We start from the raw sequence: 24,380 nt of genomic DNA, 5'->3' as shown, positions 1-24,380 counted from the left end.
GCGTTAGAGGTCCGGCAGTACCTGATCAGCGATGCCCCAGCCCTCCAGCGCACGCGAGCCGGCGCGTTCGAGCAGCTCCGCGGCATCGCGCACGCTCCAGCGCGCCGCGGTGTCTAGGTCGCGCAGCTCGGTCCAGGAGACCGGTGCCGCGACCGGCGCGCCGGCACGCGCCCGCGCGGCATAGGGCATGATCGCGGTAGCGCCGCGCTGGTTGCGCAGATAGTCGATGAAGATCTTGCCCTTGCGCTTGGCCTTGGACATCACCGCGACGAACCGCTCGGGGTCCGCGGCGGCTAGCGCGCGGGCAAAGCGATCGGCGAAGTCCTTCACCGCCGGCCATTCTGCTTGCGGCGTCAGCGGCACCACCACATGAACGCCCTTGCCGCCCGACAGCAGCGGGAAGCTTACCAGCCCGATCTCGGCGAGCTGGTTCTTGAGATAGTCGGCGGCGCGTTTGGTGTCGCCGAAATCGAGCCCCTCGTCGGGGTCGAGATCGAACACCAGCCGGTCGGGCTGCTCGAGCGCGTCGATCGACGAGCCCCAGCCGTGGAATTCGATGGTGCCCATCTGGACGCAGGCGGTGAGGCCATCGACGTCGTCGACGTAGAGATAGGGCTCGACGGTGCCGTCCTTCTCGGTAACGTCGACATGGTGGACCCATTCGCCGAAGCTGCCGGCATCGTGCTTCTGGAAGAAGCATTGCTTGGCGCGGCCTTGCGGGCAACGCACCAGGCTGACCGGCCGGCGCCCGGCCCAGGGCAGCATGATCGGCGAGACCTGCGCGTAATAGTCCGCGAGCTCGCCCTTGGTGACGTCCGATTCGGGAAAGATCACCCGGTCGCGGCTGCTCACCTTGACGTGGACCTCGGGGAGCTCGGCCGTGAGCGTCGCGGGTGCCGGCTCGGGCGTCTCTACCACCACGTCCGCCGCCTTCTTGTCGCCGCGCAGGCCGAGGAAGCTCGGGTGGCGGAGCACGCCATCGGGCGTCACCTCGGTGAAGGCGATCTCGGCGACCAGCTCGGGCGTCACCCATTTGGCGCCGCGCACCATCGCGCGCGGCGCCTTCACCGTCGGCTCCGCCTGCGCCAGCGCGGCGAGCTTGTCGCCGATCTCGTCCATCAGCGCGGCGCCGAAGCCGGTGCCGACCTTGCCCGCATAGCGCAGCACGCCTGCCTCATGGACGCCGAGCAGCAGCGACTTGAAGCCGCGGTTCTTGTCCGACGGCGTCCAGCCGACGATCACGAACTCCTGCCGCCTGGTGCATTTGGCCTTGAGCCACGCCTTGGTGCGGCGGCCGCGATAGGGTGCATCGGCCTGCTTTGAGACGACACCCTCCAGCCCCTCGCGGCACATCGTCTCGAACAATTGCTCGCCCGAGCCGAGCACGTGATCGGAATAATGGATCCGATCGCTGTTCGGAATGATCGCGTGCAGCCGCTCCTTGCGGGCGATGTTCGCGAGCCCGGTCAGATCCTCGCCGTCGAGCTCGAGCAGGTCGAAGGCGAACAACGTCATGTCGCCGCCCGCCGAGATCGCGTCCTTGAGCGTGGAGAAATCCGGCCGGCCGTCCTTGAAGGCGACGATCTCGCCATCGATCAGCGCCGACGTCACCGGCAGCGCCGCCGCCGCCTCGGCGATCGCGGCGAACTTGTCGGTCCAGTCGAGCCCGCTTCGGGTATAGACCTTGGCGGTGCCGCCGCCGACAGCGACCAGCGCGCGATAGCCGTCATATTTCACCTCGTGGAGCCAGCCGCCGCCGGTGGGGACGCTGTCCACCAGCGTACACAATTGCGGTTCCTGGAAGGCCGGCGGCTTGCCCTTGGCGGCCGCGGCGGCCTTGGCCCTGGTCTTAGCGGCGGTTTTGACGGCGGCCTTCTTCGCCGGCGCGGCCTTGGCCGGCCTCTTGCCCTCGGCGATCTCCTGCATCGTCCGCCCGGTGGCGACGCTGGTCAGCGCCTCCTCGACCAGCGTGTCGGTGCCGCCGGCGGCGGCATCGTCGATCTTGCGCAGCAGCCAGTTCTCGTTCTTCTCGCGGCCGCGCGGCTTCAGCCGGATCAGCAGCCATTCGCCCTTCATCCGCTCGCCCTCGAGCACGAAGTGGAGATGGCCGTGCTCGATGTCCTTGGCGCTCTTGCCCGCGATCGGCGACCAGGTGCCGCGATCCCACAGCATCACCGTGCCGCCGCCATATTCGCCCGCCGGGATGGTGCCCTCGAAGGTCGCGTAGGACAGCGGGTGATCCTCGGTGCGCACCGCGAGGCGCTTCTCGGCGGGATCCAGGCTGGGGCCGCGCGTCACCGCCCAGCTCTTGAGCACGCCGTCTATCTCCAGCCGGAAATCCCAGTGCAGCCGGGTCGCGTCATGCTTCTGGACCATGAAACTGTTGCCGTGGCCCGGCGCCAGCGTGCCCGCGGGCTCGGCGGTCTTGGTGAAATCGCGCTTGGCGTTGTAGCGCGAGAGCGGATCGGTGGTGGCCATCTAGCCCTCAGGCCCGCTTCTTCGCCGCTGGTTTCTTCGCCGGGGCAGGGGCGTCGTCGGCCGCCGCCTTTTTCGCCGCCGGCTTCTTGGCCGGTGCCGCCTTGGCGGGGGCCGCGCCGGGCTTTTCCATCGATTTCTTCAGCGCCGCCATCAGGTCGACGACGTTGGACGCCGAGCGCCCGCCGCCATCGTCCTTCTCCTCGATGATCTTGCCGCCCTTGGCCTTGCGCTTGCGCTCGACCAGCTCCTTCAGCGCATCGACATAGCGATCGTGGAACTCCTGCGGATCGAACGCGCCGGTCTTCTTCTCGATCAGCGCTTCGGCGAGATCGAGCAGATCCTCGTCGGGCTTGCCCTCGGGGATTTCGCGGAAATAGCTCTGCGCCTTGTTGACCTCGTCGGCGTAACGCAGCGTCTCCAGCACCATGCCGCGCCCGCACGGCTTGAGGCTGACGACATATTCGCGGCCCCTTAGCGCTAGCTGGCCGAGCCCGACCTTCTTGGTCCGCTTGAGCGCCTCGCGCAGCACGATGAACGCTTCTTCGGCAAGGTCGTCGGCCGGGACCACGAAATAGGGCTTCTCGTAATAGATGACGTCGATCTCGCTCGCATCGACGAACTGGGTGAGCTCCAGCGTCTTTTTCGATTCGAGCTTCACCGCATCGATCTCGTCCTGCTCGAGCAGCACGAACTCGCCCTTGGAGACCTCATAGCCCTTCATGATCTCGTCGGTGTCCACCGGGCCGATCCCGGTGACGACCTTCTCGTAATGGATCGGCTGTCCCGAGGGCTCGTGGATCTGCTTGAACGACACCGCCGCGCCGCTCTTGGTGGCCGAATAAATTTCGACCGGGATCGAGACGAGGGCGAGCCTGATCTGCCCTTGCCAGTAAGCGCGTGCGGCCATGCGGAAAAACACCTCGTTGCGGGGCCGATTCAATTCCCCGGCGACGGAGTCGTTCCGTGGCCGTCGAAACCGCATCGCTGGCTGCCTGACGGCCCGGCATGACGGCGTCGCCGAAAGTCGCTAAGGGCGGCGGATGACCACCGATCCCTTTGTGCTGTTCGACAGTTGGTATGCCGAGGCACGCGCATCAGAAATCAACGACCCAAATGCGATGGCACTGGCCACCGCCGATGGAGCGGGCCGCCCCTCGGTGCGCATGGTGCTGTTCAAGGGCCATGGCCCCGATGGCTTCGTGTTCTACACCAACCGCGGCAGCCGCAAGGCCGCCGACCTTGGCGCGAACATGCAGGCGGCGCTGCTGTTTCACTGGAAGTCGCTGCGCCGGCAGATCCGCATCGAAGGCCAGGTGAGCCTCGCCACCGATGCCGAGTCGGATGCCTATTTCGCCAGCCGCGGGCGCGATTCGCAGCTCGGCGCCTGGGCATCTGACCAGTCGCGCCCGCTTGACGCGCGCGAGACGTTCGAGGCGCGGGTCGCCGAGATGACGACGCAGTTCGAGGGCGGTCCGGTGCCGCGGCCGCCGCATTGGGGCGGCTACCGCGTCACCCCCGATGCCATCGAATTTTGGCAGGACCGGGCGCATCGGCTACATGAGCGTCGGCTGTTCACCCGCGATGGCGACGGGTGGAGCGAGGGATTGCTGTTCCCATGACGGGTGACGAACGCCGCCGGATCCTGCCTTTGGCCACGCGCGCCGCGCTGGCCAGCGTGGCGATGGCCTGTTTTCTGCTGGCGCTGAAGAGCTTTGCCGCCTGGCAGACCGGCTCGGTGGCGATGCTCGGCAGCCTTGCCGATACCGTGCTCGATCTGCTCGCCAGCCTGGTGACGCTCTACGGCGTCCGCCTCGCCGCCGAGCCCGCCGATCACGATCACCGTTTTGGCCATGGCAAGGCGGAGGCACTCGCAGCGCTGTTCCAGGTCGCGCTGATCACCGCCTCGGCAGCCGCGATCGGCTGGCGCGCGATCACCGCGCTCGGCGAGAATGGCGCGACCGGCGACGCGGGCTTTGGCATCGGCGTGTCGGTGGTGGCGATCGCCGCCACCGCCGTGCTGCTCTGGTACCAGCGCCGCATCATCCGCCAGACCGGCTCGGTCGCGATCATGGCGGACAATGTCCATTACCAGTCGGACGTGCTGCTCAACGGTTCGGTGATCGTGGCGCTGGTCGTCGATCAATATCTCGGCTGGCACAAGGCCGATCCGATCTTCGGCATCGCCATCGCGCTGTGGCTCGCCTGGGGCGCGTTCCAGGCCTCGTCCAACGCGATTGACCAGTTGATGGACAAGGAGTGGCCCGAGGACCAGCGCCACGCCTTCCTCGAGGTCGCGGCGCGCCAGCCCGGGATCAGGGGCATCCACGATTTCCGCACCCGGCGCTCGGGTAGCCATGACTTCGCGCAATTCCACATGGAGGTGGATCGCAACCTCACGGTGAGCGCGGCGCACGACATCGTCGAGGCGGTCGAGGTCAAGCTGCGTGGCGCCTTTCCCAAGGTGGAGGTGCTGATCCACCTCGATCCCGAGGGCCATGTCGATACCGACAACCCGCTGGTCGAGGCCGACGTTACCCCCCATTGGTTCAGCAAGCGGCTATAGGCGCGGCGACGCGCTTGCCCGGCCCCGCAGAGGATTGATCGCGTGAGAATACCGTTCGCCCAGATCGACGCCTTCACCGACACGCCCTTCGCCGGCAATCCCGCCGCGGTGATGCCGCTGGCGGCGTGGCTCGACGACGCGGTGCTGCAGCGCATCGCCGCCGAGAACAACCTCAGCGAGACCGCGTTCATCGTACCGTCCGCCGACAGCGATGCCGAGTTCGAGCTGCGCTGGTTCACCCCCACCAACGAAGTGGTGATGTGCGGCCATGCGACGCTGGCGAGCGGGCATTTCGTGCTGTCGTCGGACTACACGCTCGATCGGGTCCGCTTCCGCACGCGTCAGGCCGGCCTGCTCGAGGTGAGCCGGCGCGACGATGGTTATCTGCTCGCGCTGCCGGCGTGGGTGCCGAGCCCCAAGCCGCTGCCCGAGATCGTCGAGGCGCTCGGGGTCGATCCGGCGGTCGAGACGCTGTGGCACGAGCATCGCTACGGCGTGGTGGTGCTCGAAAGCGAGGACCAGGTCCGCGCCGTCGATCCCGATTTCCGCAAGCTGGCGCAGCAGGGCGATTGGCTCGCGATCGTCACCGCTCCCGGCGACACCACCGATATCGTCAGCCGTGCCTTTGCGCCGGGCGGCGGCATCGACGAGGATCCGGTTACCGGATCGGCGCACGCGGTGGTGGTGCCTTACTGGGCGCAGCGGCTCGGGCGCGACCGGCTCACCGCCTATCAGGCCAGCGCGCGCGGCGGCCGGCTGACCTGTTCGCTCGAGGGCGACCGGGTGGTGCTCGGCGGCAGCTGCGTGACGGTGATCGAGGGGACGTTCCTGCTGCCCTAACGGGCAAGGTTAAGCGAGCACGAACAATCTAGGCTGACTGACCCTTGCGTTCGCCTGAGCCTGTCGAAGGGCATCAGTCGCACGATGCTTCGACGGGCTCAGCACGAACGGAGAGGGAGTTACGGCAGGGGCTTGCGCCCGCGCGACCGGCCCTTGGTCATCGGATCGGGCTTGCGCGGCTTCACCCATCCCGCCGGCGGCGTCACCCGCTGCTGGCTGGTGCCGAGCCCCATCGCGCCGGGCTGCTGGCGCTGCAGACCGCTCGGGTCGATAGCAGCGGGGTCGATCCCGGTGCCGCTCGCCTCGCCGGCGGCGCGCAACAGGCTGATCTGGTCGCGCAGCCGCTGGGCCTCCTCGAAGTCGAGCGCGGCCGCGGCTGCCTGCATGGCCTCGCGCAAGGCTGCGATCGAACCGGTCATGCCGCGGCGGCGAGTGCCGCCTCGGTTGCCGCGATCCAGCCGCCGCCGAGCACGCGATCGCCGGCATAGAGCACCGCCGCCTGCCCGGGCGAGACGCCATATTCCGGCGCGTCGAACACCAGCCGGTCGCCCGCCAGCCGCGCCGGCACCGGCTTGGCCATCGAGCGCACCTTGGCGGTGAGCGGCCCGTGATGGTCGCCGCCAATCCAGTTGAGCCCGGTGATCTGCGCCGCCTCCACCGCTAGTGCGGCGCGCGGGCCGACCACCACCTGGCGTGCGGCCGCGTCCACCCGCACCACGTAGAGCGGCTCGGGGCTGCCGCCGATCTCCAGCCCGCGGCGCTGGCCGACGGTGAAGTGGATGATGCCGCGATGCTCGCCGAGCTTGCGGCCGCCGAGGTCGACGATGTCGCCGGCGGTATCGGCCTCGGGGCGCAGCTTCTTGACCAGCCCGGCATAATCGCCGTCGGGCACGAAGCAGATGTCCTGGCTGTCCGGCTTGGCGGCGACGCCGAGGCCGAGCTCGGCGGCGATCTCGCGCACCCGCGCCTTGGGCAGGCCGCCCAGGGGGAAGCGCAGGTAATCGAGCTGGGCTTGCGTGGTCGCGAACAGGAAATAGCTCTGGTCGCGCGCGGGATCGGCGCCGCGGTGGAGCTCGGCGCCCGCCGCACCCTCGATCCGGCGAACGTAATGGCCGGTGGCGAGGCAATCCGCGCCGAGATTGCGGGCGAGCGTGAGCAGGTCGGTGAACTTCGGCCCGGTGTTGCACTGGACGCACGGGATGGGGGTGCGCCCGGCGAGATATTCATCGGCGAAGCGGTCGACCACCTGTTCGCGAAAGCTCGTCTCGTGATCGAACACATAATGCGCGATGCCGAGCGTGTCGCACACCGCGCGCGCGTCGCGGATGTCGCGGCCGGCGCAGCAGCTGCCCGCGCGGCCGACGGCTTCGCCATGGTCGTAGAGCTGCAGTGTCACCCCGATTGTCTCGGCGCCGGTACGCGCTGCGAGCGCGGCCACCACGGAACTGTCGACGCCGCCGGACATGGCGACGACGATGCGCCGCGCGCCGGCAGGGCCGGACAGCTGGAAATCCACCTCGTTCATGGCGGCCTACATAGGCGCTTCCACGGCTCACCGCAAAATTAGGGAAGGTTCACGATCCCTTGCGGGTCGCTTTACCCCGCCTTCACCAGACCGGGGCTAGGGGTTGCCGACGATAACGACAGGAAAGACCGTTCGTTGGATCTGAGCTTCCCCGGTTTTGACAGAGAGTCAGAGGTCACCCAGCTACCCAGCGACCTGGCGGTGCTGATGGTGGGGATTGCGGCTCGGCAGACCGGCAGCCAGACGGCGGCGGTGCAGGCGAGCTTCGGGCGACTGACCGATACGTCGCGGCTGCTCGCGCCACTGGACGGCGCGTTTAACGGGCCGATGGCCGCAGCGCTGCTGCGATGGAAGGACGAGTAAACGGACTATTAACCTTGGCGTTTCAGGTGATCTTCAAGTCCCACCTTTAAGGTCACGTCACAGAGTTCAGGTAGGGGGCCCCCGCCCCGATCGAGGTTGAGTAATGATCGAGAACCAGAAAATCCGCCCCGCCAAGGTAATCGGCCCGCTCGGCGAGTCGCTTACCCTGGATTCGCTGCCGCCGCCGTCGACGACGCGGTGGGTGGTGCGCCGCAAGGCGGAGGTGGTCGCGGCCGTCAACGGCGGGCTGCTCTCGGTGGACGACGTCTGCGCGCGCTACAATCTGACGGTGGAGGAATTCGCCGGCTGGCAGCGCGCGATCGACCGCTCCGGCATGCCCGGGCTGCGGGTGACGCGGATCCAGCACTATAAATCGCTGTACGAGCGCCAGCAGAAATATTGAGCCCGGGCATAACGAAACGCGAACGGAACAAATTTCTGCGCTCGTGAGTCTTTCCGCCAGAGCCCGCTAGGGGTGCAATGGAGGGACTTATGGGTATCATTCTGTGGCTGATCATCGGCGGCGTCATCGGTTGGCTGGCCAGCATCATCATGCGTACCGATGGCCAGCAGGGCATCTTTCTTAACATCGTGGTCGGCATCGTCGGCGCGTTCATCGGTGGCCTGATCATGTCGGGTGGCTCGATCAACAACGCGCCGCTGACGATCTATTCGTTCCTGGTGTCACTGCTCGGCGCGATCATCCTGCTCGCGATCGTCAACCTGGTGCGTCGCGGCAGCGTCCGCTAAGCTTTCGCTTCGTCACGCGAAACAGTGGAAAGGGCCGTCCGGGCGACCGGGCGGCCCTTTTTCATGGCCTATTGCAGGAGGAAGCGCACCGAGAGCGTGACGCTGACCTGCTTCTCGCCCGCGGCAATCTGGGTGCTCGCATCCGCGGCCTTCGCCCGCGCCATGAACATCGGTTGCAGTCCCGGATTGCCGGCATCCTCGCCCGCCTCCGCGATCGAGATCACGCGCACCACCCGCAGGCCTGCCGCCGCGGCGTATAGCGCGGCGCGGGCGCGGGCGCGCTTGACGGCATCGCCGCGTGCCTCGTCGAGCGCGGCATCGGGCTGGTCGATCGACAGCGACGGCCCGTCGATCTGGTTGGCGCCCTGCGCGACCAGCGCATCGAGCACCGGCCCTGCCTTGGCGACGTCGCGAAAGCGGATCGAGACGGTGTTGCTCGCCTGATAGCCGGTGATCGCCGGCGGCTGGCCATCGGCGTAGCGATATTGCGGGCTGAGCTGAACGCTGGCGGTGGCGACGTCGCGGGCTGCGATGCCGGCGCGCTTCACCGCGGCGAGCACCCGCGCCATCCGCGCCGCATTGTCGGCGAGGGCCGCCGCCGCGGTATCGCCCTGCGAGACGACGCCGGCGCGCACCGTGGCGAGATCCGGCACCCGCGTGGTGCGCCCTTCCGCGCTGACGTCGAGGATCGTGCCCTGTGCCGGCACCAGCGGCTCCACCGTGGTCGCGCTCTGCGCCGCGGCGGCGCCCGGCACCGCGCCGAGCAGCGCCAGGATTGCGATCGAGCCTGCAGATGTGCTGTTCATATATTCTCTCCCGTTACTTGCGTGACGCGCCGTCGCTTGGTGCAACAAAGATCAACCCCGGCTGAACGGCGCCACTATATTGCGCGCGCCAAATAAATCGGGCATGAGCAGCGCCGCGCCAACCGGGGGGCTTGAGCGCGGTGACTTATTCATATAACACAGCTGCGCGACGCGGCGGCCCGCGTGACCGGGACGGGGATGTAACACGCATGGACTACGAGACGGGATCGCTGGGGCACGACGAGCGGCTGGCCTTGCCGGGCGAGGCGGCACCGTCGCGCCGTGGTCGCAGGATCGTGATCGGCGCGCTCGTGCTGATCGTGCTGCTGGCGCTCGGCTGGTGGATGTTCGCCGCGGGCAAGAAGGACGCCAAGCCGGCTGGGCCGACCGAGCAGCTGCCGTCGGTGTCGGTGGTGGTGCCGGGCCGCAAGGCGATCGACCGCACCGTCTCGGCGACTGGCACGCTTGCCGCCAAGCGCGAGATGCCGGTCGGCGTCGCCGGCGAGGGCGGGATGATCACCCGCGTGCTCGTTGAGCCCGGGCAGTGGGTCGGCGCCGGCCAGGTGCTCGCGACCATCGATCGCTCGGTCCAGGTGCAGACTGCGCAATCGCTCGCCGCGCAGGTGTCGGTGTCGCAGTCAGACCAGAGCATCGCCCAGGCCGAGCTCGATCGCGCCAAGCAGTTGGTGGATCGCGGTTTCATCTCCAAGGCCGATCTCCAGCGACTGACCGCGACCCGCGATGCCGCCGCTGCGCGCGTCCGCGTCGCCCAGGCATCGTGGCGTGAGGCCAATGCGCGCACCGGCCGGCTCGACATACGCGCGCCTGCGGCCGGGCTGGTGCTGACCCGTCAGGCCGAGCCCGGCCAGATCGTCAGCTCGGGCAGCGGCATGCTGTTCCGCATGGCAATGGACGGGCAGATGGAGATGCGCGCCCAGCTCAGCGAAGCCGATCTCGCCGGCATCCATGTCGGCGCACGCGCGACCGTCACCCCGGTCGGTTCGGACCAGGGCTATCAGGGTCAGGTGTGGCAGGTATCGCCGGTGATCGATCCGCAGACCCGCCAGGGCATCGCCCGCATCGCGCTCACCTATAATCCATCGCTGCGCCCGGGCGGCTTTGCCGCCTCGACCATCGTCGGCGGCACCGCGATGGCCCCGTTGCTCCCCGATTCGGCGCTGCAGAGCGACGACAAGGGCAGCTTCGTCTACATCGTCGGCGCCGACAACAAGGTGGAACGGCGCAATATCCAGATCGGCCAGGTCTCGGATGCCGGCGTCATCGTGCGGGGCGGCCTTGCCGGCAACGAGCGCGTGGTGCTCTCCGCCGGTGGCTTCCTGGCGCCGGGCCAGAAGGTCAAGCCGGTGATCAAGGCCGCCGTAGCCGCGGCCGATTTGAAGGCGAGCTGACATGAGCTTCCGCAACATCTCCGCCTGGGCGATCCGCAACCCGGTTCCCCCGATCGTGCTGTTCATCGCGCTGACGCTGGCGGGGATCGTGGCGTTCATGCGGATGGACGTGAACAACGATCCGGATATCGATTTCCCGGTCGTGATCGTCGTCATCAGCCAGCCCGGCGCGGCGCCGACCGAGCTTGAAAACCAGGTCACCAACCGCGTCGAGGCGGCGGTGCGCAGCCTGCAGGGCATCGACGAGATCACCTCCACCGTCACCGAGGGCAGCTCCACCACCGTGGTCCAGCTCGCGATCGGCACGCCGATCGATCGCGCGGTCAACGATACGCGCGACAAGATCGCCCAGATCCGCAGCGACCTGCCCGAGGGCATCCTCGAGCCGCAGATCTTCCGCGCCGACACCACCGATAACGATCTCGCCAGTTATTCGGCGATCGCCAGCGACATGACGGTGGAGCAGCTCAGCTGGTACATCGACAATACCGTCACCAAGGAACTGCTGTCGGTGCCCGGCATGGCCGCGGTCAACCGCAACGGCGGCGTCAGCCGCGAGATCCGCGTGATCCTCGATCCGCTCAAGCTGCAAAGCCAGGGGCTTACCGCCAGCCAGGTCAATCAGCAGCTGCGATTGATCAACCTCAACGCCGCCGGCGGCCGTGCCGAGATCGCCGGCTCCGAGCAATCGGTGCGCGTGCTCGGCAACGCCCGCAACGCCAACCAGCTCGCCGCCACCCAGATCAACGTCGGTGACGGTCGCACCGTCCGGCTGGGCGACATCGCCATCGTCCGCGATCTCTACGCCGAGCAGCGCAGCCGTGCCGCGGTGGACGGGCGCCAGGCGATCAGCTTCGATTTCCAGCGCGCCAAGGGCGCTTCGGACGTCGCGGTGTTCAAGGAGGCGGTGAAGAAGCTGGAGGCGCTCGAGAAGCGCAACCCCGGCGTTCACTTCGTGCTGCGCTCGAACAGCGTCAAATACACCGAGATGCAGTATGAATCGGCCATCCATGCAATGATCGAGGGCGCCGTCCTCGCCGTGCTGGTGGTGCTGATCTTCCTGCGCGACTGGCGTGCGACGCTGATCTCGGCGCTCGCCATCCCGCTGTCGGCAATTCCCACCTTCTGGTTCATGGAGCTGCTCGGCTTCAACCTCAACCAGATGACGCTGCTCGGGCTCAGCCTGGTCGCGGGCGTGCTGGTGGATGACGCGATCGTCGAGATCGAGAACATCGTGCGCCACATGCGGATGGGCAAATCCGCCTATCAGGCCTCGATCGACGCCGCCGACGAGATCGGCCTCGCCGTGCTCGCCACTACCATGTCGATCGTCGCGGTGTTCATGCCGGTCAGCCTGATGCCCGGCATCTCGGGGCAGTACTTCCAGAACTTCGGCCTTACCGTCGTCGTCTCGGTGCTGATGAGCCTTGCCGTCGCGCGCCTGATCACGCCGATGATCGCCGCCTATTTCCTGAAGGCGGCGGGCCACGCCAGCCACGGCGAGGGCAGGCTGATGGACGCCTATATGGCGGTGCTGCGCTGGACGCTGGACAGCACGCGCGCCAAGGCGCGCGCCGCACAGGGTGGCTATCACCGGTTCACCAGCCGCTGGCGCGATCATCGCATGTGGGTGATGGGCCTCGGCCTGGCGGCGTTCGTCGCCACCATCTTCATGTTCGGCGTGGTGCCGATGCAATTCTCGCCGCCGCAGGACAATGACGATTCCACCGCGACGATCGAGATGGTGCCGGGCACCACGCTCGCCCAGACCGATGCGGTTGTTAGCCGGGTCGCGGCGTTGCTCGGGCGCCAGCCCGAGGTGCAGTCGGTCTATTCGCGCACCGGCACGGGCGGGGCGGTCAACACCGGCCGCGTCACCGCGACGCTCAAGGATGGCCGCAAGGTCACCAGCACCGAGTTCGAGCGCAACCTCGCGCCCGAGCTCGCCAAGATCCCCGACGCCCGCGTCGGCTTCCGCTCGCAGTTTGGCTGGGGCTCGTCCGGCCGCGACATGACGGTGGTGCTCGGTGGCGACGATCCCGAGCTGCTGCAGAAGACCGCCAACACGCTGGTCGAGCAGATGTCGCACCTGGCGACGATCACCCAGCCACGGATCTCGGGCAATCTCCAACGGCCCGAAATCGTGATCAAGCCGCGGCTCGATCTCGCCGCCAATCTCGGTGTCACCACCCAGGCGCTGTCCAGCGCGATCCGCATCGCCACGCTGGGCGACATCGATCAGAACTCGGCACGCTTCTCGCTGTCCGATCGCCAGGTGCCGATCCGCGTCGCGCTCGATCAAGGCGCGCGCACCGAATTGTCGACGATCCAGAACCTGCCGGTCTCCACCACCACCGGCGGCTCGGTGCCGCTCAGCCTGATCGCCGATATCAGCCTGGGATCGGGGCCGACGCAGATCGACCGCGTCAACCAGCAGCGCCGCATCGCGATCGGCGCCGATCTCGCGCCGGGCATCGTCTCGGGGATCGCGCAGAAGCAGATCGACAATCTGCCGGTGATGAAGGACCTGCCGCTCGGCGTGAACCGGCTGACGCTCGGCCAGGCCAAGTGGCAGCAGGAGATGCTCAACAACTTCGTGGTCGCGGTGATCTCGGGCACCTTCCTCGTCTTCGCGGTGCTGGTGCTGCTCTACCGCCGCGCGCTGCCGCCCTTCGTCAACATGGCGTCGCTGCTGCTCGCGCCTTTGGGCGGGCTGCTTGCCTTGTGGGCGACCGGCAACCCGCTGTCGCTCCCGGTGTTCATCGGCCTGCTGATGCTGATCGGCATTGTCGCCAAGAACTCGATCCTGCTGATCGACTTCGCGCTCGAGGAGATGGGCAAGGGCGTCGACACGCTGACCGCGATCATCGATGCCGGGCACAAGCGCGCGCAGCCGATCGTGATGACCACGGTGGCGATGGTCGCAGGCATGATCCCAACCGCGCTGTCGCTCGGCGGCGACGGCTCGTGGCGCGCGCCGATGGGCATCGTCGTGATCGGCGGGCTGATCCTCTCCACCGTGCTTACCCTGGTGATCGTGCCGGCGGCGTTCAGCCTCGCGGTCGGGATCGAGCGCTATGTCGGGCCGCGGCTCGGCCGGCGGTTGCTCACCTACCGCCCCGGCGACGATGGCTCGACCGTGGTCGGCATCGCCGGCCCGAATGCGCCGGCGCTGGGGCCGGTCCCCGGGCGGATCGGTTATCACGACGGCGACGAGGGTGCCCAGCCGGCCGAGTGAGGTGAGGGCGCGGGCTGGGCTACGAGGCCCGTCCGCGCCGTCCTCCCATGCGTCATCCCAGCGAAGGCGGGGATCTGTGTCGGGGAGCGGGGACGGTACCGCCAGAGGCCGCAGCCTTCGCTGGCACGATGCTTCTAGGGACCAGTCCGGCACAGGTGACACCATGGTCGTGCGCAGCTGTAGCGACCCACGACTGCCCATCACCCCCGTTTACCTTCACCGGCGAGCGACATCGTCCTTGAACAATCCTGCCATTCAGGGATTGTCCTTCCGATGATGCCCTTTTCCCGCGCGAGCGCCGACCCAGAGGGCGCCCCGCCGGCGCTGACGCGCATGCGCATGATCGCGACTGGGCTGCTGGTGCTGATGGCGGCGATCTTCCTTGCCAGCCGCGCGCTGGTCGATCGTCATCCGGCCTGGGGCTTCGTCCAGGCGTTCAGCGAGGCGGCGATGGTCGGTGGCCTCGCCGATTGGTTCGCGGTCACCGCGCTGTTCCGCCATCCGCTCGGGCTGCCGATCCCGCACACGGCGATCGTGCCGCGCAACAAGGACCGGATCGGCGACACGCTGGCGCAGTTCCTCCGCTCCAATTTCCTCACCCCCCGGGTGGTCGGTCGGCGGATGTATCGGCTCGATGTCGCCGGCGCGGCAGGCCGCTGGCTGGCCAACCCGCCGCATGGCGGGGGTCGCGTCCGCCGCGGCGCATCGCGCATGGCTGCCGAGATGCTCGCCGCGTTCGATCCGGCGCGGCTCGGCGGCATGGTCAAGACCACCATCGGCGCGAGGCTGCGGGGCACCGAGGTGTCGCCGATCCTCGGTCAGCTGCTCAAGGCGGCGATTGCCGAGAACCGCCACGCGCCGCTGCTCGACGCCGCGATCCGCTGGGCGGGCAAGACGCTGGCGGTCAACGACCACATGATCCGCGAGATGGTCCATGATCGCGCCGGCTCGATCCTGCGCTGGACCGGGCTCGACGAGACGGTCGCCGACAAGTTGATCAACGGGCTCGACAAATTGCTCGCGGAAATGGCCGAGCATCCCGATCATCCGCTGCGGCTGAAGGCGGAGGAGGGGCTGGACCGCCTCGCCTGGGATCTCCAGCACGATCGCCGCACCCGCGCTCGGGTGGAGGCGCTCAAGAACGAGCTGATCGACAATCCGGCGATGCAGCGCTGGCTCGATGGGCTGTGGGAGCAGGCCCGCGCCGGGCTGTTGCGCATCGCGCGCGATCCTGAGGCTGCGATGGCCGGCAAGCTCGGCGACATGCTGCGCCAGCTCGGCCAGACGCTGCAGCATGATCCGCGGCTGGCGCGGACCATCAACCGCTTCGTGCGCCGCACCGCGGTGGGCGTCGCCGCGGATTATGGCGACGGTATCGTCAGGCTGGTCTCGGAAACGGTCCGCGGCTGGGATGCGCGCACCATCACCCGCCGACTTGAAAATGCCGTCGGCCGCGATCTCCAATATATCCGCGTCAACGGCACCATCGTCGGCGGTCTCGTCGGCCTCGCCATCCACACGGTGGACGTGCTGCTCTGATGCGATCGCCCGCCGCCACTCGGTTCGGCACGTTCAGCAATCAGCTTGCCGTTCGCGTTGCTTTCGCCCAAGGATGACGGCGATGAGCGCGATGGCCGATTTCGAGCAGGATAGCGGCGGGACGCTGCGCTTTTCCGGTGATCTTTCACTACGTTCGCTAGGCAAGCTGCCCGAGCGGCTCGATTCGGTCGATGGCCGAGTCGCGCAGATCGATCTGTCCGGGATCGACCGCATCGATACCGTCGGCGCCTGGCTGGTCCACCGGCTGGCGGTCAGGCACGATGCCAAGGTCGAGGGGCTCGACGAAGACGGCCAGCAGCTGATGAACCAGGTGGTCGCCGCCGATCAGCCGGTGGCGATGCGCCCGGTCAAGAAGAACGCCTTCAGCGCGCTGCTCGGTGAGGTGGGCGACGCCGTGATGGTGACGTTCCGTACCCTCTACGGCCTGCTCGGCTTCCTCGGCGCCACCACCATCGCCTTTGGCATGGTGATCCGCCACCCGAGTCGCTTCCGCTTCAACGCCACGGTGCACCGCTTCGAGGTGGTCGGCGTCCAGGCGCTGGCGATCGTCGGGCTGATGAGCTTCCTGATCGGCATCGTCATCGCCCAGCAGGGTGCGGTCCAGCTTCGGCAATTTGGGGCAGAAGTGTTTACCATTAACTTGGTCGGCAGGCTCACTTTGCGTGAACTTGGTGTACTTATGACCGCGATCATGGTCGCCGGTCGATCGGGCTCGGCGTTCGCCGCGCAGCTCGGCACGATGAAGCTCACCGAGGAGATAGACGCGATGCGCACCATCGGCGTCTCGCCGATGGAGGCGCTGGTGCTGCCGCGGACCCTCGCGGCGGTGCTGCTGATGCCGCTGCTCGCCTTCTATTCGTCGCTGATCGCGATGATCGGCGGCGGGCTGCTGTGCTGGATCAGCCTCGATATCCCGCCGGTCACCTTCATCCAGCGCATCCGCGAGGTGGTGCCGATCACCGATCTGTTCATCAGCCTGATCAAGGCGCCGGTGTTCGGGCTGATCATCGCCGTTGCCGGCTGTTTCCAGGGCATGCTGGTCGAATCCGATGCCGAGCAGGTCGGCCTGCGCACCACCTCCGCGGTCGTTCAGGCAATCTTCTTGGTGATCGTGCTCGACGCCTTCTTCGCGGTGTTCTTCACCTGGGTGGGGTGGAACTGATGGCACGCAGCACCACAGGCCGCGACCGCGACGAGCCGGTCATCCAGGTCAGGGGCCTCAAGAACGCGTTCGGCGATTCGGTCGTCCACGAGGGACTCGATCTCGATGTCCGCCGCGGCGAGATCCTCGGCGTGGTCGGTGGCTCGGGCACCGGCAAGTCGGTGCTGATGCGCTCGATCATCGGGCTGCAGACCCCGATCGCGGGCGAGATCACCGTGTTTGGCGAGCCAACCATCGGCCGCGAGGAAACCGAGGCGACCAACATCCGCAAGCGCTGGGGCGTGCTGTTCCAAGGCGGCGCCTTGTTCTCGACGCTGACGGTCGCCGAGAACGTCGAAGTCCCCTTGCGCGAATTCTATCCCGAGCTCGATCAGGCGCTGCTCGACGAGATCGCCGCCTACAAGGTGGTGATGACCGGGCTGCCGGCCGACGCCGGGCCTAAATTCCCCGCCGAGCTGTCGGGCGGCATGCGCAAGCGCGCCGGCCTCGCCCGCGCGCTGGCGCTCGATCCCGAGCTGCTCTTCCTCGACGAGCCGACCGCCGGGCTCGACCCGATCGGCGCGGCGCAGTTCGACGAACTCACCCGCTCGCTGCAGCGCACCTTGGGGCTCACGGTGTTCCTGATCACCCACGATCTCGACTCGCTGTATGCGATCTGCGATCGCGTCGCGGTGCTCGCTGACAAGAAGGTAATCGCGGTCGGCACCATCGACGAGCTGCTCGCGCTCGATCACCCGTGGATCGAGGAATATTTCAAGGGCCCGCGCGGTCGCGCCGCGGTGGCGACGCAAGAAGCGCAGGCCGGGATCGTCGCGCATCGCAGCGCCGATGCCGAGGCGGCCGCGCACCCCACCGGCGTTAAGCAAACCGAACTCAAGGCGACGGGTGCCGCTGACACCGAAACGCCGGCCGAACAGGCGAGGACTAACTGATGGAAACGCGTTCCAACCATGTGATCGTCGGCGCGGTGGTGCTGATCCTGCTCGCCGTGCTCGCGATCTTCACCGTGTGGATCGCGCGTCTCGGCGGCACCGAGGAGAAGGAGTATGACATCTTCTTCAAGCAATCGGTGGATGGCTTGGCCAAGGGGTCGTCGGTTACCTTCTCGGGCGTGCCCTCGGGCCAGGTGAAGGCGATCAACCTGTGGAAGAACGACCCGCAATATGTGCGGGTGCGGATCAGCGTCAACAACGACACGCCGGTGCTGCTCGGCACCACCGCGACCATCTCCGGCGTCGGTTTCACCGGGGTCAGCCAGGTCGCGCTGGATGGCGCCCGCAAGGGGGCGCCCGCGATCGCCTGTCCCGAGCAGAATGCCGCCAACGATTGCCCCTATGGCGTGCCGGTGATCCCGACCAAGCAGGGCGGGCTCGGCGCGATCCTCAATTCGGCGCCGCAGCTGCTCGAGCGACTGTCGACGCTCACCGAGCGGCTCACCGGCCTGCTCACCGATCGCAATCAGGCGTCGATCGCCGGCATCCTCGACAACACCAACCGGCTGACCGATGCGCTCGCCGATCGCGGGCCCGAGATCGCGGCGACGCTCGCGCAGACCCGGGTCGCGATCCAGCAGGCGGGCGATGCCGCCCAGTCGATCGGCGCGCTCGCCAACACCACCAACGGCGTGCTCACCGACGACGTCCATCCGGCGATGCAGAACCTCAACAAGGCGATCGCCTCGGCTCAGCAGAGCGCCGAGACGCTCAACTCGGCGATCCAGGATGCACGCCCCGGCCTGCAGACCTTCTCCAAGCAGACCATCCCCGAGGCCAACCGCCTGGTCCGCGATCTCCGCGTGACCGCGACCGCGCTGTCCTCGATCGCCGACAAGGTCGACCAGGGCGGCGCCACGTCGCTGGTCGGCCAGCAGCGCCTCCCCGATTACAAGGGCAAGTGACCATGAAGACCAAGCTCGCCACCCTGTCATTGCTGCTGGTCGCGACGCCGCCGCTCGCCGGCTGCATCAGCTTCGGCGCCAAGCCCCCGCCCACGCTGCTGACGCTGCAGGCCGCCGCCTCGCCGGCGGTCGGCGCCGAGCAGAGCTCGGCCCATGCGCGCTCGATCACCATCCAGGTGCCCGCGACGCCGACCGCAATCGCCACGGCACGGGTGCCGGTGCAATCGACGCCGACGACGATCGCCTATGTCAAGAACGCGCAATGGGCCGAGCCGCCCGCGCGGTTGTTCGCGCGGCTGCTGTCGGACACGGTGTCGGCGCGCACCAACATGGTAGTGCTCTCCACCGTCCAGTCGATCAGCGATCCCAGCGCGGTGCTGACCGGCGAGCTGCGCAACTTCGGGCTCGATGCCGCTACCCACGAGGCGGTCGTCACCTATGACGCGGCCTTGACCCGCGCCGGCGAGACCAGCGTCGAGAAGCGCCGCTTCGAGGCTCGCGTGCCGGTCACATCGATCGATGCGGGCTCGGCCGGGCCTGCGCTCAGCCAGGCCGCCAACCAGGTGGCGGCGGAAGCGGCGGACTGGGTCGGCGCCGCTCGCTGAGGCTGTACCCCGCACCCGTGGCCGGCGAGGGCCGCCTAAGGAGCGCGGCGGACGGCGGGTAGCACGTCGCACACCGCGGCGCCGCCGAGCGACACCGTCGGCGGCGCGGGGTTCTCGCGCTTGGCGATCGCGGCGGCGAAGCGCGGATTGTCGGCGGCGCGATACTGGAAATGCGGGCGGCTCGTCGCCGGCAGGTCACACGCCAGCCGGGCCGACACGATCGGCACGCGCTCGGCGGCCGTGGCATACATGCCCATCGCCGCGTCGCTCCGCGGCAGCCCCGACAGATACTGCATACCCTCGACGATCCGGCCGACCACGGTGTAGTTGCGATCGAGCCGCCGCGCCGATTGGCCGATCGGCGTGAACAGCTCGGCGCCGCTGCCGGTATCGGGCAGCGCGTCGCGCGCGACCCCGACCATGCCGTAGCAATGCGTCAGCCACGCCGCCTTGCCGTCCGTCGCCACCGGCCAGCCGTCGGCGGTGATCCCCGATGCGGTCGAATAGCCGTCTGCCTTTGCCATACGCTGCGCGGGCGAAAAGCGGTCGATCTCGAACTCGGCCCGCGGCGCGCGTGCAACGCCCGCGGGGAGAGGCTTCTTCTCGCTCTCGTCCCCCCATTGCGTCACCCAGTTCTCCTGCACCCGGTAGACGCTGGTACCATCCCACCAATGCGCCCGCGCGAGCGCCTGGATGTTGCCGGTGTGCGCCGGCGCATAAGCCGTCGCGAGCCGGATCACGACGCTCTTGCCGGTGCCGAGCGTGATCACCAGCAACTGGTCATCGGGGATCGCCCGCCAGTCCGCCTCGATCGGATCGGCGGGGGTGACGGCGGCAGGCGTGGCAGCCTGAAGCGCGGCGAGCGCGAGCATGGTAAGCATGGGCGAGAAACTGCCCGAGCCCGCGCGTGCGCGCAATCGCTTGCGAGATGCCGATCAACACGCTAGGCGCGCCCTTCCAGGAGAAATGCGGAGCGGTGGCCGAGTGGTCGAAGGCGCTCGCCTGGAAAGTGAGTATACGTCAAAAGCGTATCGAGGGTTCGAATCCCTCCCGCTCCGCCACCTAGTCAGCCCCGTGGCGCCCTCTTCCTGATATAGACTCGAAAGTCGCAGTTTTCTGCCGATTCTGCGGTTGGGGGAACACTTTTTTGTACCACGGAGCGGTACTGATAACCATGGCAGAAGCCCAACGGGCGCCTGTTTCTCCGGAGGGGGACCCGCAGTACGAAATTCACGATCGCCGGATTTCGGACCAAAAGCCAACGCTGCAGGATACGAAATGCATCGCTCGTCCGCGGATGCGTGGCTATCGCATTGGCGTCTAGGATAGACCCGTCGTCGAATGCGACGACGGAAACGGCGGGTTCAAACCAGGCGATTCGAAGGCATTCTTGGGCGAAAATGGTGGATTACAGCCTGGCCGCTTTCGAGCGTCGATTATTGGAAGCGGCCTTTCGTTCAGATAGTCGGGGCGGGCCGCTGATCGCCCGCTGAGTGGTCGTTGGTGGCACTCGTACGGTCGTAAGTCATCGGTCGGTTTGGAACAATAAAGGTCGCCCCGCGGCAAGGTGGCGAATTCCTTGCAAACGTCACCAACGGAAGGTCTGGGAGTGCTGGGCGGAACGTAGTCGCCCCGGTGTCTACCGCTGGTCACTATCCTAGCCACCGTCAGCGACAGCTGTTCCGACCCCAGAATCGCGATGCGGCAAGGGACCACGCAGCTATTTCCGAACGGGCCGCGTTGACGGCGCGTCCCGCGCATGGTGTAATTATGCCGGAGGCAAACTGCGCGCGATGAGATTGGTTTTGAACAGGTCGCGCGCTCGGCGCGAGTTTGTGAGGCGACGACCGACCACCCGTGTCCGCCGCGCCAAGGCGGCGCAATCCGAGCCTGCCAAGGTCGAAGCGATGCCGAAGTTTATTGCGGTCGATTTCTTCTGCGGCGCTGGCGGGACGACCCGAGGCCTGATCGACGCGGGCGGCTACGTTGTCGCGGGCATCGACAAAGAGCTTCGGTGCAAGCGCACCTACGTCGAGAACAACAGCAACGAGTACGGGGACCGCGAGCCGCCGCTGTTCCTGGCGCGCGACGTTTTCCCACGCACGGACGCTTATCCAGCGGGCGAGCAGACCGAGCTGGCTGCCGAGCTAGCTCAGGGCATCGAGGCGGCGCGGCGGCGGTTCCCTGGCGTGCCCCTGCTCTTCGCAATTTGCGCGCCTTGCCAACCATTCACCACACTCTCCCGAAACGCGATGAGCGACCGCCGGCTCGAGAAGCGCGACCGCGACAGCAATCTGCTGTGCGCGGCGCTCGCGTTCGTGGCCGAGCACGATCCCGAGTTCGTGCTTTCGGAAAACGTCGCCGGCATCAGCGATCCTCGCTTCGGCGGCATTTGGGCCGAGTTCAGGCGCGACCTGGGCAAGCTTGGCTTCGTGACCGGTTCTCGGACGGTCTGTGTGTCGCGCTTCGGTGTGCCGCAGTTCCGCAAGCGCTCGATCCTGCTCGCCTCCAAGCGCGACCTAACGGCCGCGTCGCACCTCGCCGACCTGCTGCGCGGCGAACTTCTCGTGCCGGAAGGCGATCCCGACGCGCCAGCTGTTGATGTCCAATCGGCCATCGGCCACTTGCCGCCGCTTGGCGCTGGCGAGACGCACGCCACGATCCCAAACCACCGCACCCGTTCGCTCAGCGAACTGAACCTCAAGCGCATCGGCGTCGCCAAACCAGGCGAGACGAATCGCTACATGGTCGATACCGTGCACGGCGACCTGAGCCTGGCGTGCCACCAGCGCATCCGCGCCAAAGGCGGCGGATTTAACGACGTTTACGGGCGAATGCGGCCGGACAGCCCTTCACCAACAATCACGACGCGCTGCCACAGCATTTCGAACGGCCGCTTTGGGCACTACGACGTCAAGCAGCTGCGTGGCATCTCACTACGTGAAGCTGCGGCCCTTCAGTCGTTCGGCGACGACTACGTATTTCACCCTACGAACATGATTGAGCCGGTCGCGCGGATGATCGGCAACGCCGTGCCGCCCCGGTTAGCGCGGTTCTTCGCCGACTATTTGGTCGGGTCGCTCGCGCGCTGAGCGGCACGCCGCTCAGCGAGATCTTGCACCAGCCGTTCAGTGGCGTCCTTCAGCTCGCACTGCCACACCGTCCGGACGCTCCAGCCGGCGGCCTCGAGCGCGGCGGTCGCGCGGCCGTCGCGGTCGACGTTACGCCGCAGCTTCTCGGACCAGAACGCGGCGTTGGCGGACGGAGCGCGCCCGCGACGGCAGTCGTGGCCGTGCCAAAAGCATCCGTGCACCTGCACCACGGCCCGCAGCGCAGGCAGTACGATGTCGGGCGTGCCCGGCAGCTCGCGCCGGTGCAGCCGAAACCTGAGGCCTGCAGCATGAAGCGCCCGGCGCACAAATAGCTCGGGCGACGTGTCGCGGGAGCGGACGCGCGACATGTTGCGCGACCGTTCCTGCGGGGTCAGCCGGTCCATCTTAGGCGACCGGGCGTCCGAGCCGGTCGAGCGTCGCTCCGTCGCCGATCACGACGAGCAGACTCTTGGCGCGCGTGAGGGCCACGTACGCAAGGTCTGCCTCGCGTTCGCGGTCCATCTCACACAGGACCACGACCGGGCGATCAAGCCCCTTGAAGCGGCGGACGCTATCGCGGACCACCATCCCCGCTTCCGGGGCGTCGGCACCGGCAAATCGGTGCTGACCGAGCGTCTCGGTCGCCAGCGCGCTCGCCTCGACCGCACCGCCCGTTAGCACGGCGATGTCCTCGGGCGCGAAACCCTCGTACGTGACGAGCCGATTCAGCTCTCGCTCGACCGAACGCGGCGCGCGGTCCGGGGTGCACTCCATCCAGCGAACGTCTTCGCCGCGCGGGCCTAGGCAGCGTTGCTCGCTGCCCCGCCGGAAGCGACAGCCGGCGGCGAAGATCTCCTGCGTGTTCCGGACGTTCTCGTTCAGCGGCATAGGGGTCGCGCCAAGCGCCTCCGCAACGTCGACGCCGCCGTAGATGTTCTGAAAATCGTCGCGGAACACGAAGATCGAGGCGTCGGGCCGCAGGAAGAGGCGTAGTGCCTCGATCCACTCGCCGCGGAAATCCTGGCCCTCGTCGATGATGAGGTCGTCGTATGTCTCGGGCGGTTGCTCGAGACCGACGTCGGCGAGCATCTCGGGCATGCGCCTTTGCCAGAACGTCCGCTCGTCGCACCCGGCCCGCGCGGCGTCGACGTCCATGCCGACGCTGGCACACATCCGGCCGCAGAACTCGTGGAACGTCGCGACCGACGCGGGCGAGGCGCTGAGCTCGCGCGCGATATGCCGGGCGAGCGGCCGATTAAAGCACAGTAGCAGCACGCTGCGGCCCGCCTCGGCCGCGCGGCGAGCCCACTCGACCGCCAGCGTGGTCTTGCCGGTGCCGGCGCCGCCCTCGATCAGCGCGTGCCGGGTCGTGGCAAGGAAGTCGAGGTAGCGGCATTGGGTTGCGGTGAGTTCGAGGATCTCTGCCTCGCTGTCGTCGACAAGTGTCTTCAGCCGCGGCGAGAGGTCGACGTCGCGGCCGTAGAAATCCTCGAGCAGCCCGATGCCGGTCGTGCCCAGCCCGCCAGGCCGCTCGGTGGCGCCTTCTCGCGACCAGGCGAGCATGCGGAACAGGTGCGCCCCGAGCTTTGGCATGTCCTCTCTGAACGCCAGCAACTCCGGCGGCGCGGAGGCGCCCATCGCTGTCGGCGAGGGGGGGCGCGCGCTGTGGGGCATCACGACGCCGTGCCGGGCCCAGATGAACGGGGCGGCGCCCGACTTTGGCCAGCGCCGCCGCAGGGCCTCAAGAATCACTTTCTTTGACTTGAGAGCCTGCGCGATCGGGTTGGAGATGACGTGAACGTCGCCGTGGCGGTCCTTGGTCGTCCACTTGCCGTCCGCCACCCGGCGCCCGACCCTGCCGCCCTTCACCTCGACGACGAGGTAGCCGACGTGGGGATGGGCGAGCACGAAGTCGGCCTCGCCGTCGCGCAGCAGACCGTCGAAGTGGTCCACCCACTCGCAGGAATAGAGAACCAGGAAGCCGTCGAGCAGCGGGTCGCCCGCGATCGCGTCGTAGACCTGGACCTCCGCGCTTCGCCTGGGGTCCGCCCGCGTCGCTGCCGGCAGCGCGGCGGGCACCATTCGCGGGCCG

22 protein-coding genes and 1 tRNA gene are annotated in these 24,380 nt (G+C 67.8%); 15 read left to right on the top strand and 8 right to left on the bottom strand.

What is annotated here, in order from left to right:
* Positions 1-3: 3 nt before the first annotated feature.
* Together ligD and OXR60_RS03865 are read right to left on the bottom strand one after the other, a co-directional pair.
* Positions 4-2,478 carry a DNA ligase D gene (gene ligD, locus OXR60_RS03870; protein ID WP_267394244.1) on the bottom strand — a complete coding sequence of 825 codons (2,475 nt, stop codon included), beginning with the start codon at positions 2,476-2,478 and terminating at the stop codon, positions 4-6.
* Between the two features lie 7 nt (positions 2,479-2,485).
* A complete protein-coding gene (locus tag OXR60_RS03865) occupies positions 2,486-3,385 on the bottom strand; it encodes a Ku protein (RefSeq protein ID WP_267394242.1) in 900 nt (299 codons plus the stop codon).
* A 133-nt stretch (positions 3,386-3,518) separates the two neighbouring features.
* Here OXR60_RS03865 and pdxH point away from each other — a divergent pair, with 133 nt between their 5' ends.
* From pdxH to OXR60_RS03850, 3 genes are read left to right on the top strand one after another with little or no spacing between them, the layout of a single operon-like run.
* Positions 3,519-4,097, top strand: coding sequence for a pyridoxamine 5'-phosphate oxidase (gene pdxH, locus OXR60_RS03860; protein ID WP_267394240.1), 579 nt, complete (start codon positions 3,519-3,521; stop codon positions 4,095-4,097).
* The gene (locus tag OXR60_RS03855) at positions 4,094-5,041 is read left to right on the top strand and encodes a cation diffusion facilitator family transporter (RefSeq protein ID WP_267394239.1); all 948 of its coding nucleotides are present in this window, start codon (positions 4,094-4,096) and stop codon (positions 5,039-5,041) included. The genes pdxH and OXR60_RS03855 overlap by 4 nt, the downstream gene beginning before the upstream one ends.
* Before the next feature lie 42 nt (positions 5,042-5,083).
* A complete protein-coding gene (locus OXR60_RS03850; protein ID WP_267394237.1) occupies positions 5,084-5,881 on the top strand; it encodes a PhzF family phenazine biosynthesis protein in 798 nt (265 codons plus the stop codon).
* A gap of 119 nt (positions 5,882-6,000) precedes the next feature.
* Here OXR60_RS03850 and OXR60_RS03845 read toward each other — a convergent pair whose 3' ends face one another.
* Together OXR60_RS03845 and mnmA are read right to left on the bottom strand one after the other, a co-directional pair.
* Positions 6,001-6,300 (bottom strand): UvrB/UvrC motif-containing protein, encoded by a 300-nt coding sequence (locus OXR60_RS03845; RefSeq protein ID WP_267394235.1) that lies wholly within the window; start codon positions 6,298-6,300, stop codon positions 6,001-6,003.
* Positions 6,297-7,406 (bottom strand): tRNA 2-thiouridine(34) synthase MnmA, encoded by a 1,110-nt coding sequence (gene mnmA / locus OXR60_RS03840; protein ID WP_267394233.1) that lies wholly within the window; start codon positions 7,404-7,406, stop codon positions 6,297-6,299. Before mnmA ends, OXR60_RS03845 begins: the two co-directional genes overlap by 4 nt.
* Positions 7,407-7,541: 135 nt before the next feature.
* On the opposite strand from mnmA, the gene OXR60_RS03835 reads away from it, so the two are divergent.
* The 3 genes from OXR60_RS03835 to OXR60_RS03825 all read left to right on the top strand — a co-directional run bounded on the left by OXR60_RS03835 (position 7,542) and on the right by OXR60_RS03825 (position 8,519).
* Positions 7,542-7,769, top strand: coding sequence for a hypothetical protein (locus OXR60_RS03835; protein ID WP_267394231.1), 228 nt, complete (start codon positions 7,542-7,544; stop codon positions 7,767-7,769).
* Between the two features lie 103 nt (positions 7,770-7,872).
* Positions 7,873-8,172 carry a DUF1153 domain-containing protein gene (locus OXR60_RS03830; protein ID WP_267394229.1) on the top strand — a complete coding sequence of 100 codons (300 nt, stop codon included), beginning with the start codon at positions 7,873-7,875 and terminating at the stop codon, positions 8,170-8,172.
* Between the two features lie 89 nt (positions 8,173-8,261).
* The gene (locus OXR60_RS03825) at positions 8,262-8,519 is read left to right on the top strand and encodes a GlsB/YeaQ/YmgE family stress response membrane protein (RefSeq protein ID WP_267394227.1); all 258 of its coding nucleotides are present in this window, start codon (positions 8,262-8,264) and stop codon (positions 8,517-8,519) included.
* 68 nt (positions 8,520-8,587) lie between these two features.
* Here the strand turns inward: OXR60_RS03825 and OXR60_RS03820 are convergent, their stop codons facing one another.
* Positions 8,588-9,325: an SIMPL domain-containing protein gene (locus OXR60_RS03820; RefSeq protein ID WP_267394226.1), complete on the bottom strand. Its 738-nt coding sequence runs from the start codon at positions 9,323-9,325 to the stop codon at positions 8,588-8,590.
* A gap of 209 nt (positions 9,326-9,534) precedes the next feature.
* Here OXR60_RS03820 and OXR60_RS03815 point away from each other — a divergent pair, with 209 nt between their 5' ends.
* The 7 genes from OXR60_RS03815 (at position 9,535) to OXR60_RS03785 (ending at position 19,196) form a co-directional block, all read left to right on the top strand.
* On the top strand, positions 9,535-10,734 hold the full coding sequence (locus OXR60_RS03815; protein ID WP_267394223.1) for an efflux RND transporter periplasmic adaptor subunit: 1,200 nt from the start codon (positions 9,535-9,537) through the stop codon (positions 10,732-10,734).
* 1 nt (position 10,735) lies between these two features.
* Entirely contained in the window at positions 10,736-13,972 is a 3,237-nt protein-coding gene (locus tag OXR60_RS03810; protein WP_267394221.1) for an efflux RND transporter permease subunit, read from the top strand.
* Between the two features lie 333 nt (positions 13,973-14,305).
* Positions 14,306-15,511: a DUF445 domain-containing protein gene (locus tag OXR60_RS03805; protein ID WP_267394383.1), complete on the top strand. Its 1,206-nt coding sequence runs from the start codon at positions 14,306-14,308 to the stop codon at positions 15,509-15,511.
* 82 nt (positions 15,512-15,593) lie between these two features.
* Positions 15,594-16,694, top strand: coding sequence for an ABC transporter permease (locus OXR60_RS03800; protein WP_267394219.1), 1,101 nt, complete (start codon positions 15,594-15,596; stop codon positions 16,692-16,694).
* A complete protein-coding gene (locus OXR60_RS03795; RefSeq protein WP_267394216.1) occupies positions 16,694-17,626 on the top strand; it encodes an ABC transporter ATP-binding protein in 933 nt (310 codons plus the stop codon). The genes OXR60_RS03800 and OXR60_RS03795 overlap by 1 nt, the downstream gene beginning before the upstream one ends.
* A complete protein-coding gene (locus OXR60_RS03790; protein WP_267394214.1) occupies positions 17,626-18,591 on the top strand; it encodes an MlaD family protein in 966 nt (321 codons plus the stop codon). Before OXR60_RS03795 ends, OXR60_RS03790 begins: the two co-directional genes overlap by 1 nt.
* A gap of 2 nt (positions 18,592-18,593) precedes the next feature.
* Positions 18,594-19,196, top strand: a complete 603-nt coding sequence (locus OXR60_RS03785; RefSeq protein WP_267394211.1) for an ABC-type transport auxiliary lipoprotein family protein — start codon at positions 18,594-18,596, stop codon at positions 19,194-19,196.
* Positions 19,197-19,231: 35 nt separating this feature from the next.
* Here OXR60_RS03785 and OXR60_RS03780 read toward each other — a convergent pair whose 3' ends face one another.
* Positions 19,232-20,077, bottom strand: coding sequence for a peptidylprolyl isomerase (locus tag OXR60_RS03780; protein ID WP_267394209.1), 846 nt, complete (start codon positions 20,075-20,077; stop codon positions 19,232-19,234).
* An 89-nt stretch (positions 20,078-20,166) separates the two neighbouring features.
* Between OXR60_RS03780 and OXR60_RS03775 the strand changes: the two genes are divergently transcribed.
* Together OXR60_RS03775 and OXR60_RS03770 are read left to right on the top strand one after the other, a co-directional pair.
* A tRNA-Ser gene (locus tag OXR60_RS03775) sits at positions 20,167-20,257 on the top strand.
* 732 nt (positions 20,258-20,989) lie between these two features.
* A complete protein-coding gene (locus OXR60_RS03770; protein ID WP_267394207.1) occupies positions 20,990-22,288 on the top strand; it encodes a DNA cytosine methyltransferase in 1,299 nt (432 codons plus the stop codon).
* Here the strand turns inward: OXR60_RS03770 and OXR60_RS03765 are convergent.
* Together OXR60_RS03765 and OXR60_RS03760 are read right to left on the bottom strand one after the other, a co-directional pair.
* On the bottom strand, positions 22,261-22,692 hold the full coding sequence (locus OXR60_RS03765; protein WP_267394205.1) for a very short patch repair endonuclease: 432 nt from the start codon (positions 22,690-22,692) through the stop codon (positions 22,261-22,263). The two genes, OXR60_RS03770 and OXR60_RS03765, sit on opposite strands and share 28 nt — an antisense overlap.
* 1 nt (position 22,693) lies before the next feature.
* Complete coding sequence (locus OXR60_RS03760) at positions 22,694-24,370, bottom strand: AAA family ATPase (RefSeq protein WP_267394203.1); 1,677 nt, start codon at positions 24,368-24,370, stop codon at positions 22,694-22,696.
* Positions 24,371-24,380: the final 10 nt, after the last annotated feature.

Origin of the sequence: Sphingomonas sp. GC_Shp_5 (assembly GCF_026540855.1) — a bacterium.
Classification (GTDB): Bacteria; Pseudomonadota; Alphaproteobacteria; order Sphingomonadales; family Sphingomonadaceae; genus Sphingomonas.
Note: the sequence above shows the minus strand (reverse complement) of the source record. Positions and strands in the feature narration are given on the sequence as shown.